General features: G+C 33.7%; 10 protein-coding genes. 2 read left to right on the forward strand and 8 right to left on the reverse strand.

Annotated elements, in window-relative coordinates; translation table 11 throughout:
* Positions 1 to 22: 22 nt before the first annotated feature.
* Positions 23 to 1930: an ABC-F family ATP-binding cassette domain-containing protein gene (locus SLW70_RS01090; RefSeq protein WP_320890046.1), complete on the reverse strand. Its 1908-nt coding sequence runs from the start codon at positions 1928 to 1930 to the stop codon at positions 23 to 25.
* Between the two features lie 65 nt (positions 1931 to 1995).
* Between SLW70_RS01090 and SLW70_RS01095 the strand changes: the two genes are divergently transcribed.
* On the forward strand, positions 1996 to 2382 hold the full coding sequence (locus tag SLW70_RS01095) for a DUF983 domain-containing protein (protein ID WP_320890047.1): 387 nt from the start codon (positions 1996 to 1998) through the stop codon (positions 2380 to 2382).
* A gap of 1 nt (position 2383) precedes the next feature.
* Here SLW70_RS01095 and SLW70_RS01100 read toward each other — a convergent pair whose 3' ends face one another.
* From SLW70_RS01100 to topA, 7 genes are all read right to left on the reverse strand, one after another.
* Positions 2384 to 3439: an FAD-binding oxidoreductase gene (locus SLW70_RS01100; protein ID WP_320890048.1), complete on the reverse strand. Its 1056-nt coding sequence runs from the start codon at positions 3437 to 3439 to the stop codon at positions 2384 to 2386.
* A gap of 84 nt (positions 3440 to 3523) precedes the next feature.
* A complete protein-coding gene (gene gldN, locus SLW70_RS01105) occupies positions 3524 to 4414 on the reverse strand; it encodes a gliding motility protein GldN (RefSeq protein WP_320890049.1) in 891 nt (296 codons plus the stop codon).
* Between the two features lie 49 nt (positions 4415 to 4463).
* The gene (gldM, locus tag SLW70_RS01110) at positions 4464 to 6011 is read right to left on the reverse strand and encodes a gliding motility protein GldM (RefSeq protein WP_320890050.1); all 1548 of its coding nucleotides are present in this window, start codon (positions 6009 to 6011) and stop codon (positions 4464 to 4466) included.
* A 55-nt stretch (positions 6012 to 6066) separates the two neighbouring features.
* Complete coding sequence (gene gldL / locus SLW70_RS01115) at positions 6067 to 6720, reverse strand: gliding motility protein GldL (RefSeq protein ID WP_320890051.1); 654 nt, start codon at positions 6718 to 6720, stop codon at positions 6067 to 6069.
* 49 nt (positions 6721 to 6769) lie between these two features.
* Positions 6770 to 8185, reverse strand: coding sequence for a gliding motility lipoprotein GldK (gene gldK / locus SLW70_RS01120; RefSeq protein ID WP_320890052.1), 1416 nt, complete (start codon positions 8183 to 8185; stop codon positions 6770 to 6772).
* Between the two features lie 130 nt (positions 8186 to 8315).
* Entirely contained in the window at positions 8316 to 9467 is a 1152-nt protein-coding gene (locus SLW70_RS01125; protein WP_320890053.1) for a formimidoylglutamase, read from the reverse strand.
* 1 nt (position 9468) lies between these two features.
* The gene (gene topA, locus SLW70_RS01130) at positions 9469 to 12000 is read right to left on the reverse strand and encodes a type I DNA topoisomerase (RefSeq protein ID WP_320890054.1); all 2532 of its coding nucleotides are present in this window, start codon (positions 11998 to 12000) and stop codon (positions 9469 to 9471) included.
* A 592-nt stretch (positions 12001 to 12592) separates the two neighbouring features.
* Here topA and miaB point away from each other — a divergent pair.
* Positions 12593 to 14038: a tRNA (N6-isopentenyl adenosine(37)-C2)-methylthiotransferase MiaB gene (gene miaB / locus SLW70_RS01135; RefSeq protein WP_320890056.1), complete on the forward strand. Its 1446-nt coding sequence runs from the start codon at positions 12593 to 12595 to the stop codon at positions 14036 to 14038.
* Positions 14039 to 14096: the final 58 nt, after the last annotated feature.

The raw sequence follows: 14096 nt of genomic DNA on the forward strand, positions 1-14096 counted from the left end.
TTGTAACGTACAGCTGGATTAGCTACAAATTATCTATCTCTTCTTGAACGATTTCCCAATCAAGTAACAATTGATCTAAATCTTCTTTTTTCTTATTGTAAGCCTTAAAGAATGCTGCGTCTTCAATATGCTTATCGTAGTTAGACTCCAGCATTTTATCATTGTTTTGAATGTCTTTCTCTAATTGTTTGATTTGACTTTCAATTTTGCTGAGTTTATTATTTAGTGCTTTTGATTTTTTTTGGTCTTCGTAAGATGCTTTATTGCTTTCCTTAGGAGCTACTGCTTTTTGAGCATCTTTTTTCTCGACTTCACGCATATTTTCAAGGTTGCGTTGCTCTAAGAAATAGTTGATATCTCCCAAATATTCTTTTATTTTTTGGTCTTTGAATTCATAAACCAGGTTTGACATCCCCTGCAGGAAATCTCTATCGTGTGATACTAAAAGTAAAGTGCCACCAAATTTTTGGAGTGCTGCTTTCAATACGTTCTTGGATTTGATATCCAAGTGATTGGTAGGCTCATCCATCAGCAAGACGTTGATAGGTTGCAACAGCAATTTACACAAAGCTAAACGATTACGTTCCCCTCCAGAAAGAACTTTCACTTTTTTCTCTACATCATCCCCGCGGAACAAGAAAGACCCTAGCATGTCACGAACTTTCATTCTATTGGTATCCGCTGCGGCATCTTCCATGGTTTGAAGCAATGTAATTTCGCCATCAAGATATTCCGCTTGATTTTGAGCAAAATAACCTAACTGTACGTTATGACCTAACTTGATATTACCTTGGTATTCGAATTCGTCAACAATAGCTTTTATGAAAGTAGATTTACCTTGACCATTTTGACCCACAAAGGCAATTTTACTTCCTCTTTCTACCAATAAATTGATGTCTTTTAAAATGGTTTTATCACCATATTTTTTGGTTACATTTTCGGCTTCGATTACTACTCTACCCGGTTCTTTGGAAACAGGAAAAGAGATATTCATCACCGAATTATCATCTTCATCAACTTCTATTCGCTCTACTTTGTCTAATTTCTTGATTAAAGATTGGGCCATAGAAGCTTTCGAAGCTTTGGCACGGAACTTTTCTATTAACTTCTCCGTTTCTTCAATTTTCTTGGCTTGATTTTTTTGAGTAGCCAATTGTTTTTCGCGAATTTCATGACGTAATTCTAAGTATTGCGAATACGGCTTATTGAAATCATATGCTTTACCAAGCGAAATTTCAATTGTTCTATTCGTAACATTATCTAGGAACATTTTATCGTGAGAAACAATTACAACAACACCAGGATAATTACGCAAGAAATTTTCTAACCAAATGATACTCTCAATATCCAAGTGGTTAGTAGGCTCATCCAGCAACAATACATCATTGGCCTGCAAAAGCAACTTCGCTAATTCAATACGCATTCTCCAACCTCCTGAGAAAGTCTCGGTTTGATTGTTAAATACTTCTCTTTTAAAACCAAGTCCTAAAAGGATTTTTTCGGTATCACCTACATAATTATACCCTCCTAAAAGGTCAAAACGATGGGTGTAATCCGATAAATCTTCTATTATTTTAGAGTATTCTTCACTTTCATAATCGGTACGAGTGACCAATTGGTGGTTGATTTCCTCTAATTTTTTTTCGACAATTTTAATCTCTGTAAAAGCTTCATAAGCTTCTTCAAGAACGGTTCTTCCTTGTTCGAAATCAATATCTTGACGAAGAAAACCCATTCTAACATCTTTCTCTTGTGAAATAACTCCTGAATCAGGTTTAAAATCACCTGCTAACATTTTTAACATGGTTGATTTCCCTGCTCCATTCTTCCCTACAAGTCCTACTCGATCTCCAGCACCTAACCTAAATGTTACTTCTTCGAACAAATAAGTACCCCCAAACGAAACCGATAAATTGTGTATATTAAGCATATATTATGACTAAAGTTACATAGGCAACAATCCTAAAATTGTACCTTTGCTGAAATTTTATGCAAATGTTAAAAAAAGGATCCAAACTAAATAGCATTTTAACAGGAACTTGTCCGAAATGCCAAAATGAAAGCATGTATCAGGACAAAAACCCTCTACATTTAAGTAATGTCTTAAAAATGAACGAAGATTGTAGTCATTGTGGATTACACTATCAAATCGAACCTTCATTTTTTTATGGTGCTATGTATGTTAGTTATGGTCTTAATGTTGCTATTGGAATTGGTTCTTTTATAATTTCATATGTAATACTAGATGCAACAATAAAAACTTCTTTTCTCGCAATCATCATAACCCTTATTTTACTAGGTCCTTTTGTATTACGATGGTCAAGAAATATTTACATTAATATGTTTGTTTCCTATGATAAGGATGCGATATTAAAAAAATAAATTATCGAATAAAGTTTTTAGGCTTAATTCGCTTAATATCTATTTCTTTATCTAATGGAACTCCATTTTCGATAGCATCAAATAGCGCTTTAGCCATTGCTGGACCTAACATCACTCCTCTTGTACCTAATCCATTAAGTAAATGTACATTCTTATAATCTGGATGAGTTCCTACTAAAGGTCGACGGTCACGAACAGTAGGACGAACACCTGCAAAGTGCTCTATAATTTCGAAATCACAACTTAAAATTTCTTCAATTCTTTCTATTAATTCTTTTTTCCCTTCTTCTGTAGGTAAATCTGTTTTATCTTTCCAATTGTATGTTGCACCTACTTTAAACAAATCATTTCCTAACGGCAAAATAAAAACACTAGTATTAACAATAACATCTAATTTTAGATTAGGGGCTTTGATGATAAACAATTCCCCTTTCGTTCCATCAAGTGGCAAATGATTGAAATATGGATTAGCATGCATTCCAAAACCTTCAGCAAACACAATATTCCTAGCCTCAATATCCTTGTATGTAATGCAATCCTCTTTTAAAATTAAAACATCATGCTCAAAAGTTTCATTTAGAAACCAATTATTCATTTTTAAATAGTCACGATAATTTCCCAACAAACTAGCTGTATCCACATATCCAGTACATAATACTTCACCATAATCATAAGGAGAATCAATACCTGCAAACTTATCCTTAATTAAACGTAAAGATAAAAAAGGAGCTAAACTGGGTTTGTCCGAAGCTGCGAACCAATTATTTTGTTCTTCTATTGAAAAAAATTTTCTTAATATAGGCTTCTTAAAATCAAACTGAATTGATAATTTACTCTCAATTCGGTTATAAAAAGGAATCATCAAGTCTAATTGTGCTTTAGCATTCCAAACTTCACTAAAACGCTTTAAAATTACAGGATTATAAAGACCTCCAGCGACTTTAGATGAACTTAGAGAATCATTATCTAAAACCATAATAGATTTTCCATTTAACAAAGCAATTTCAGAAAAAGAAATTCCCGCTAAACCTGAACCAACAATCAAAAAATCAATCATACTTTTTAGTTTTAAAACCTACATTTGAAATCACAAAAAAACTCTTACTAAACAGTAAGAGTTTTTTTATAATGCTTTATTCAATTAGTAATTCCACATATCCGATTCAAAATTACGAATCTTCTCCTTTACTCTCTCAGATTCTATAAGCTGGTTTAGAGCATTATCTTTCATGTATTCTTTGATTTCGCGATCTCCGTAAACATTTTCTTCTTTGTATATAACACTATTAAAGCGTCTAGAATTTAAGATTTGATCAAAAGACACAGGCATTGAAGAGTTTTTATCATTAAAAGCTTTAGCCTCATGCAAGACATTTCTAGCATCGGGAAAAAACACCCAAAACAATTCAATATAATCTTTTTCATCACTGTTCATCGTATACACATCAGGAGTAACAGGACAAATACCCAATAAACGATATTTCAATTCACTTTGACGTTTATCAAAATACCAAAACCCTTTAATTTTATATTGAGTAACATCTTGAGCTGTTAAATCTGAACGTAAAATATATTCAGCAGAAATACTCTTTCTACCTGCGTTAATTTGTTCTCGACCAGCATCTGTCGTATCAATACGAGACAAAGAAGCTTCAATATCTTTAAATGATTTTTTAGTGTTAAAATAACTATCTGAATATACTTCTGTTATCTTCCCTTTTTTTATACCATTAGTAAGAGCAGTATATAATGAACGTCTGTCATTACCTATATTCTCATCAATAGGAAAATACAATGGAAAATTTATTTTCTCACTTAAATCGATGATTTCCCATACTGTTTTACCCATCAATATGTCGCGATCATGAACATAACCGTAAGCAAGAGGCTTATCATTATCAGAAATTAATTGAGCGGCAGTTTTTAATCCAATCTCTGCAGGTGTTTTTGCATTAAGCAAATTAGACTGTGCATTAGATGCTAGTCCCCCCATAAGAGAAAATATTATCAGTAAAAATTTTCGTGCATTCATCATAGCGTCATTAAGTAATATTAAAAAAATCCAAAAGAGAATTACTTATTTATTGTATTTCAAAAATTACTGGAGCAGTACGTGGCAATAAATAACTACCTGCACCTACCAGTTTTGTTTTAATTTCAGATATAGTAACTTGATCTCCTCTAACTGCTTTAGATAAGACTGATTTACATTGAGCATTTAGCTTATCACCTTGAACAACCACAGTAGGTTGGCCTGTGATTTTTAAATTAAACCCAACAACATCCAAATTAACATCAAAATCAAAATCTTCTAATTTAGCTCCAATAGTAGCAATTTCAAGGTTTGATTTAGGTCCTTTTACAACACCTGTTTCTCCTCTAATTGTACCTGTTGGACCTGGAATCCCTTTAATTCTAAATGTTTTTTTATCCGAAACTTTAGAACCGTCAGGTAATGTTCCTGTTACATTAATCACCACTTCACTACCTGAAGTAGGACTCATATTAAATTTACCACCTCCAGCTGAACTTAATCCTGGTGCAGAAGCCGAAACTTTATCTGCAGGAATACCAGCAAATGAAATTGTCATTGGGTTAACAACACCTCTATAAACAACATTCATTTTATCAGCTGAAATAGTTGCTGATTTTGGTCTAGCCACTACTACATATTTATCTTTAATAGGCAAACTTACCACTTTACCATTTTCATCAAAGTTAAAAGAACCCCCAATAGCATGCTCTCCAATATTACCAGCTCCAAAAGAGAACTTTGCTTGACCTGCCATAGCTTGGATACTTGAACCATTTAAGATAACCGATTTAGCTTTCAAAGAAGGGTCAAATTTACCTAAGATAACTTTTCCTGAAACAGCTTCTCCTTGAAAGAAAACAGATTTATCCAAAACCACAATTGGTTGATAAGCTGTTAATGAAGCTGCAGCAACCAAGTCAGATTGGAACATTCCCGTCATCACATCACTTTCAGTAGTCTTAATATCCGCTTGAATTTGAGACAATTTAGTAATGGTAGCAATTACAGGAAAACCTTTATAATTGTAATCCAACCATGGTAATTCAGCTCCTGCTTTTTTAGAAAAAATAGGTTTAGTTGCAAATCTATTTTCAATTTTTTTAATTTCAGATTCCGCAATAGAACTACCTCCAATTTCTTTAATCATACGAGGGTAACTATTGATTTTCTCTAAAAATTCTTTTCCTTTAGCAGACATCTTGTCGCCAGTAAAGAACATATTATCAATTAAATCTCCTTTATCCATTTGCTCATAAGGAAGATTACCTTCTTCATCTCTTTCAAAATTTTTGGTTACAGAAGTTTTAATACTTTCTATATAATCATTGAATTCTTTAGAAACGGCTCTAATTTTTTCTACCTTAACTTTTTTATCACCAAATTGACCAGGTTGATCAACGGCTTTTTGTGCTAATTGCTGGAATGATGACTCGTTACGAGTATCAGCAATCAAATTTGATTCTACAATTTTTAAATTTAAAATTCCAAAAGCAGACAATACTTCTTTGGACATATTTAATGCTAACATCGCGATGAAAACCAAATACATAAGGTTAATCATCTTCTGTCTAGGGGTAAGTTTTCCTCCTGCCATAATATTTTTATCTAATTAGTTTAAATTATTTTTCTTAATAATAGTTTACAACTAATTATCCTTTTGTATTCATTGCCGAAAGCATACCTCCGTAAACATTATTCAATGAAGATAAATTCGAAGTCAATGACTGCATTTGTTCTTTTAATTTCAAGTTGTTTTCAGCAACTTCTTCATTGATTTGTGCATTTCTAGAAGCACTTTGTAACTGCACTTTATATAAGCTATTTAAAGATTCCATTTGAGCAGCTGCCAAAGTCAATTCTTCACTATATTTTTTAGTTGAAGCAATAGAATCTACAGTAGGAGCAATTCCTTTTGCAGCAGATTCAAAATTTTTGATACTGTTTCCTAAGCTTGCCATTAATTCACCATCAATTTTAGCATCTTTAAGCATAGTATCTAATTTTTGAGACAACAAACCTTGCGCTTCAGAAGGAGATTCTTGCTTAGGTCTTGCTTCTTTCTTTTTCGCTTGACCATTTGCTAATTCTGGATAAACAAGAGTCCAATCCAATTCATCATCAACAGGTTCAAAGGCAGACAATGCAAAAATTAAAGCCTCAACTAATAACCCAATGGTTAACATTAGATTTCCAGTTATAGGTCCCAACTCAATATGAGTAATTTTAAATAATGCTCCAACGATTACTACCGCAGCTCCCATACCGTAAGCAAAATTCATTGCTTTTTTACTTAATAATGCCATAATTCAGTTTTTTTGTTAATTGTTTTGGTTTAATTTGGTTTTAATTTGACTATCTATTTCTTCTATTAGTAGTTCCATTACCTGTAGTTTGCAAGCCCATATAATCTTGCACTGTTCTAAATCCTATATAACTTCTGGCAGAATCGGCGTACTCATAATCTCTAGTACTCACCTGCAAGAAATAAGCAACATCTTTCCATGAACCACCACGAACTACTTTACGTTTATTAGATAAATCTAATACATTTGGGTTCATTGAAGAAACATATTCATAAGCGTTAGGATCGTATGACGTATCAGTCCACTCTGAAACATTTCCAGCCATATTATAAAGATTATAACCATTAGGCTCATAGGACTTTGCTTCAACTGTATACAAAGCTTGGTCAGCTGCATAATCCCCTCTACTAGGTTTAAAGTTTGCTAAGAAGCAACCTCTATCATTTTTAGTATAAGGACCTCCCCAAGGATATGTACCCGATTGCAAACCTCCTCTTGCTGAATACTCCCACTCAGCTTCAGTTGGCAATCTAAATGAATTGATCAAATCACGACCTTTTGTTTTAGATTTGATATATGAATTTTTATTTAAAGTTCTCCAAGCACAAAAAGCTTTGGCTTGTGTCCATTTTACTCCTACTACTGGATAATCACCATAAGCTTTGTGCCAGAAGTAATCATTGTGCATAGGTTCGTTATATGAATAAGAGAAATCTTTAATCCAAACTGTTGTATCAGGATAAACCTTAACTTCTTCTGTTTTAATAAAATCTTTTCTTTTTCCGACTTTAGCTTTGGCAGCTGCTTGAATATCCATCCAAGAATAACGGAATTTCAATTTATCTACATCAATTGTACGCAATCCATTATAAGACGCTTCTAATGGCAAATACATTGAATCCATTACCTCAACGTAATACTCATCCGGATATTTTTTTGGATCTTTAATTAGTTTAACCTTTCGATTCAATCTTCTACCAGCATAAGGATCGTCATCAGTACCAATACTGTAATAATTATCATACATATACTTGTCATAAGCAGTCATTTTCTCAGGATCTGTATCATTGAAAGCAAAATCACCAATACTTCCAGTATTTTTACCCTTCCCTTTACTATCCCCAGGCTTCATGTTTAATTCATCAGCAAGAATAGCCAAACGAACTCGCATGGTTGAATCTTTAACCCATTCTACAAACTGTCGGTACTCACTATTTGTAATTTCGGTTTCATCCATATAAAATGACCTTACAGTCACTGTCTTAGTCGGCGCATCGAGTATCCCTGCAACATCATCATCTGGCTTACCCATGATAAATGCTCCACCTGGCACTAACGTCATCCCATAAGGCTTCTCTGGATGCCACTTAGCACCCTTTACACCAACCAACTCCCCTTTATCACTTGACTTTCCACAACTAATCAACAGCGTTAAAATTGCCACAAATGCAATGAACTTCTTCATATAAAATTGATTATATATTCATTATTCTTTCAATGTGTAAACGTATTTATTATTTTTTTAAAAAACAATTTTTTTACACTAAACAACATTTTTTTTTAAATTTACAAAAATCCGATAGATAAACCCTCAATTAAACTACATTTTTACGAAGAGCCTTCCACCATCTCTCGGGTAATTCTTGATTACAAGCTCCCAAATATTCTTCATAAGAACAAGGTAATAACGTATTTCTTTTCAGTTTATTATTTCCATTTAAAACAAATGGAATTTCTATCCACCATCTGTCAGTTTTATCGCTTTTATAAAAAATTAAAATTTCTTCATCAATCGGAACGATAAACTTGATATAATTTTCTCTACTTCCAAAAGGATATTCATTCGAACGATAATGAAAACCTTCAATAAAATACCAAATAATTTGTGCTATTAAAACGGCTTCTTGAGGCGAATTATTGTGATTAAACAATCCAAACATAGTTACTTTATCACTAATCCCAGCATACCTTGACAAAGAACAAATTTCTTTACCATTAAATCCATTAGGTGCAAAAGTTATAAAATTACCCGAATCTGATGATTTTACAGCATTTAAATCCAAACTAACAATATCCGCATCTCTAAATACTGGCTCTGCTAGGGCAATATTATTAGACATTTCACCTAATCGATAACCATCGAAAAACAATTTTTCAATTAAGTCTATTTCTTCCTGTGAATTATAATAAGTTTGATATCCAATATTACAATAATTAAAAAGATTATTAGGCTCATCGACAATAATTTTAGTCAAATAAGACGAAGCCGAAATCGACTCTTCATCTTTTCCAAAATCAAACTGATTATCAATAGAAACCAAATTAACCATTTGCTCTAATTCATCATAAGCCCTATACAAAGCATAAGTCAAATCTTGAGAACCACCAATAATTATGGGAACTATTTTATTCTTAATTAAAGTAGCCGCCACTTTACGTAAAGCAAAATAGGTATCCTCAATTGTATTACCTGCAACAATATCACCTAAATCAGCGATAGTAGCATCCCAATTACCAGGAAACATACTATACAATTCTTTACGAATAGGAACTAAATCAACATCCGAAATAGCTTTTTTACTACCTCTATTATCCAAAACTCCAATAACAGCTATAGTTACTTTATCAATATCAGGAAATTGATCTTTTGTATGAAAAACAACTTTACTTCCTAATTGCTGAAAAGAAAGTCCCTGTATCCAACGCTCTATATCGCTACTTAGCGGCTGTAAAAACTCAAATTCCATCTTATTTCTTTTTTGCTGCTGGTTTTTTCGCTACTGCTTTCTTAGCTGGCGCTTTCTTAGTGGGTGCTTTTTTAGCAGCCGTCTTCTTAGCTGGAGTTTTAAGCGCAATCATTTCTTGAACCTCTTCAAGAGTTAATTTTGACGCATCAACATCTTTTCCTAATTCAATTTTAATTTTTCCTTTTGTAATTACTGAGCGTCCCCATCTTGCTTTTTCAACCAAAATTCCTTCTTCTTCCCAGTTATGGATAACCTTATCAATATTTTTTTGGATTTTATCTTCAATCAAAGCTTCAATATCTGCTTGTGATAAATTATCAAAATCATATTTCTTACTCACATTAATAAACATGCCACCCCATTTGATAAATGGGCCAAAACGACCTGTTCCCTTTTGAACGCCTTCACCTTTATAAGTAGCAATTGGCGCATCGGCTTTTATCTTCTCATCTATCAATTCTTGTGCTCGTTCTTTTGTTACCTCCAAAGGATCTTCTCCTTTTGGCAATGAAATAAAAACACTCCCATGACGTACATAAGGACCAAAACGACCATTATTAACCTCAACTTCTTCATTTTTATAAGTTCCCAATGCTTTTGGCAATAAAAACAAATTCAAAGCCTCTTCAAGAGTAATATTACCAATATTTTGCTCCTTCATTAAACTGGCAAACTTCTTATCTTCATCTTCGGCATCACCAATTTGTGCCATAGGACCAAATTTCCCTAATCGAACTGAAACTGGCTTACCTGAAGCTGGGTCAACACCTAAAATACGCTCTCCGCTTTCCCTATCCGCATTTGCTTCAACATCTTTTACCGTTGGATGAAATTGATCATAAAACTCCTTCATCATTGTTGCCCATTCAATATTCCCTTCAGCAATTTCATCAAAATCTTGCTCTACCTTGGCAGTAAAGTTATAATCTAAAATATTTCCAAAGTTCTTCACTAAGAAATCAGTAACAATCGTTCCAATATCTGTTGGGACTAATTTTCCTTTATCAGAACCCGTATTTTCTTTTAATAACTTCTCAGCAACCTTACTTGACTGCAAAGTCAACTGCGTATAATTACGTTCACTTCCTTCTAAAGTCCCTTTTTCAACATAATTTCTATTGATAATAGTCGAAATCGTTGGTGCATAAGTTGACGGACGACCAATACCCAATTCCTCTAATTTCTTCACTAATGAAGCCTCAGTATAACGTGCTGGAGGTCTTGAATAACGTTCTGTGGCCGTAATGAAGTTATTCGCTAATTTTTCGTTAACCTTCATGGCTGGCAACATTCCCTCTTGTTCTTCTTCATCGTCATCATGCCCCTCCAAATAAACTTTCAAGAAACCTTCAAAAAGCAAAACCTCACCCGAAGCAGTAAACACTTCACTATGTTTATTAGCTTCAATTTTCACATTTGTACGCTCTAACTTGGCATCACTCATTTGTGAAGCTAAAGTTCTTTTCCAAATCAAGTCATATAAACGCGCTTGGTCTCGGTCAATATTTACAGTATGACGTGACATATCGGTAGGACGTATCGCCTCGTGAGCCTCTTGTGCCCCTTTACTTTTGTTTGCAAATGTTCTTGGGAAAGAAAATTCCTTCCCATAGGATTTAATGATTTCAGCCTGAGCTGCATCCATTGCTTCTTTAGACAAATTCACACTATCCGTTCTCATATATGTAATCAATCCCGCTTCGTACAAACGTTGCGCTAATTGCATGGTAATTCCAACAGGCAAATACAATTTACGAGCCGCTTCTTGTTGTAAAGTCGAAGTTGTAAAAGGCGCTGTAGGCGTTTTTTTGGTTGGTTTTGTCTCTAAATCAGAAACTTTATAATTTGAACCGATATTTTTATTTAAAAAATCTTCGGCTTCTTTTTTAGTATTGAAATTTTTAGGCAATTTGGCTTTAAACGATTTTCCTGCTTCGTTCGTAAACTCAGCTACTACAGAATAAGAAGCTATAGCTTTAAAATCTTGGATTTCGCGTTCTCTCTCTACAATCAAACGAACAGAAACAGATTGTACACGACCTGCCGAAAGTCCGCCTTTAATTTTCCTCCATAAAACTGGTGATAACTCATACCCTACTAATCTATCTAGAACTCGACGTGCTTGCTGTGCATTAACTAAATTATAATCAATTTCTCGAGGATTATCAATAGCTTTTAAGATGGCATTTTTAGTAATTTCATGAAAAACAATACGTTTTGTCTTTTTAGCATCTAGTTTTAATTCTTCTGCTAAATGCCAAGATATCGCTTCTCCCTCGCGATCCTCATCACTTGCTAACCAAACCATATCGGCTTTTTTAGACAATCCTCTTAACTTGGTTACGAGCGCTTTTTTATCCGACGAAACCTCATATTTAGGTTTAAAACCATTCTCTACATCCACTCCAATTTCTTTTGAAGGCAAGTCGGCAATATGCCCATAACTTGACTCTACTTGAAAATCACTTCCTAGAAATTTTTCGATTGTTTTCGCCTTTGCAGGTGACTCTACTATTACTAAATTCTTTGCCATTGGTCTATTTTTCTAAGGCAAAAGTAGAAGATTTTTTTTAATAGAAAGGGTTTTGAATTTATTTTTGATTTATTTGAAAGTACGAGATAACAAAATACAGCTACTATTTCACCCATAAATAACTATGCTTTAACAAAACAAAAATATTATAAAGCAGCATTAATTTCAATTCAAATAACATCCATTCAAAAATTACACCTTAATATAATATAAACGTCAATGAGCCCCGATTGAAGTGAAAAGCCTGGAAGCAAAAAAGCAATAGGTTTCTTGCTTCAAAAAAGCGACCAACGGAAGCTCTTTTTGAAACATTAGAAACCTTGCTGTTTTTGCAGAGGACTTGAAACGAAAAGCGGGAAATAGCTCCTTAATAATTTCAGATTGGTGATTAACGAGTTTTAATTTTAGAATTACTTAAATATAGTATCATTATTTCGAAAATTTGAATTTCGAGTTCTTACAATTAAACTTCAATAAATCTTGATTTTCAAATTCCTTAATTTTTGTTAATTCTTAGGCTGACAACTTGTCAGATACATCAAAAATAACATACCTTTGTAACTTAGAAAAACACACTGTTTCAAAGTGACTTATGGAAAAGATTATTGATGAAAATAAACAAGGCGAAAGTCTTGTTCTTGAGAATAAACCTGAAAATACCAAAAAACTATTTATTGAGAGTTATGGCTGTGCCATGAATTTTTCGGATAGTGAAATCGTCGCTTCTATTTTATCCAGTAATGGATACAATACAACGCAGGTTTTAGAAGAAGCCGACTTGGTTTTAGTAAATACCTGCTCGATTCGCGACAAAGCTGAACAAACGATTCGCAAGCGATTAGAGAAATACAATGCGGTAAAACGTATTAATTCTAAGATGAAAGTAGGCGTTCTAGGCTGTATGGCGGAACGATTGAAGAGTCAGTTTCTAGAAGAAGAAAAAATTGTAGATCTCGTTGTAGGCCCTGATGCATACAAGGATTTACCTAATTTATTAAGCGAAGTTGAAGAAGGTCGTGATGCGATTAATGTGATTTTATCCAAAGATGAAACCTATGGCGATATTTCCCCTGTTCGTTTGATGAGTAACGGAATTACAGCACTGGTTTCAATCACTCGTGGTTGTGATAATATGTGTACTTTTTGCGTAGTTCCTTTTACTAGAGGGCGTGAGCGCAGTAGAGAACCGCAAAGTATTATGGCTGAAATTCAGGATTTATGGAATAAAGGGTTTAAGGAAATCACCCTTTTAGGACAAAATGTAGACAGTTATTTATGGTACGGTGGCGGATTGAAGAAGGATTTTGAAAATGCTTCAGACATGCAAAAAGCGACTGCTGTTGATTTTGACCAATTACTCGAAATGGTAGCGGTAGGTTTCCCTAAAATGCGCATTCGTTTTTCGACTTCAAACCCACAAGACATGCATGAAAGTGTGTTACATGTAATTGCGAAATACCCGAATATTTGCAAGCACATTCACTTGCCAGTTCAGTCTGGAAGTAATCGTATTTTGAAAGAGATGAATCGTTTACACACTCGTGAAGAGTACATGACTTTGATTGATAAAATTAGAACCATCATCCCTGAAGCAGCTATTTCGCAAGACATGATTGCTGGTTTCCCTACAGAAACAGAAGAAGATCATCAAGACACCATGAGTTTGATGGAATATGTGAAATATAATTTTGGTTACATGTATTCATACTCTGAACGTCCAGGAACATTGGCAGGAAGAAAAATGGAAGACGATGTTCCTGAAGAAACCAAAGCCAGACGCTTACAAGAAATTGTGGACTTACAACAAAAACACGCCTGGTTTAGATCAGAAGAATTTATTGGTAAAACGGTAGAGGTTTTAATCGAAAAGGTTTCAAAAAAATCTAAGGAAGAATTTTCAGGAAGAAATTCACAAAGTATTACAGTTGTATTCCCGAAGGAGGATTATAAAATTGGAGATTTTGTGAATGTAAAAATCACAAGCTGTACGAGTGGAACTTTAAAAGGTGAAGCTGTTGGATTGAGTGAGATGAATTAAAAAAGATAAGCCACAGATTAAAATGATTTAAAGGATTTTTTTCAATCTGTTCAAACAT

Origin of the sequence: Flavobacterium sp. NG2, assembly GCF_034119845.1 — a bacterium.
Classification (GTDB): Bacteria; Bacteroidota; Bacteroidia; order Flavobacteriales; family Flavobacteriaceae; genus Flavobacterium.

What these genes read in the sequence shown, in the direction of transcription:
- SLW70_RS01100 (WP_320890048.1), bottom strand. Translation starts at nt 3,439, where the DNA reads ATGATTGATTTTTTGATTGTTGGTTCAGGTTTAGCGGGAATTTCTTTT.
- SLW70_RS01125 (WP_320890053.1), bottom strand. Translation starts at nt 9,467, where the DNA reads ATGGAATTTGAGTTTTTACAGCCGCTAAGTAGCGATATAGAGCGTTGG.
- gldK (WP_320890052.1), bottom strand. Translation starts at nt 8,185, where the DNA reads ATGAAGAAGTTCATTGCATTTGTGGCAATTTTAACGCTGTTGATTAGT.
- topA (WP_320890054.1), bottom strand. Translation starts at nt 12,000, where the DNA reads ATGGCAAAGAATTTAGTAATAGTAGAGTCACCTGCAAAGGCGAAAACA.
- SLW70_RS01095 (WP_320890047.1), top strand. Translation starts at nt 1,996, where the DNA reads ATGTTAAAAAAAGGATCCAAACTAAATAGCATTTTAACAGGAACTTGT.
- gldL (WP_320890051.1), bottom strand. Translation starts at nt 6,720, where the DNA reads ATGGCATTATTAAGTAAAAAAGCAATGAATTTTGCTTACGGTATGGGA.
- miaB (WP_320890056.1), top strand. Translation starts at nt 12,593, where the DNA reads ATGGAAAAGATTATTGATGAAAATAAACAAGGCGAAAGTCTTGTTCTT.
- SLW70_RS01090 (WP_320890046.1), bottom strand. Translation starts at nt 1,930, where the DNA reads ATGCTTAATATACACAATTTATCGGTTTCGTTTGGGGGTACTTATTTG.
- gldM (WP_320890050.1), bottom strand. Translation starts at nt 6,011, where the DNA reads ATGGCAGGAGGAAAACTTACCCCTAGACAGAAGATGATTAACCTTATG.
- gldN (WP_320890049.1), bottom strand. Translation starts at nt 4,414, where the DNA reads ATGAATGCACGAAAATTTTTACTGATAATATTTTCTCTTATGGGGGGA.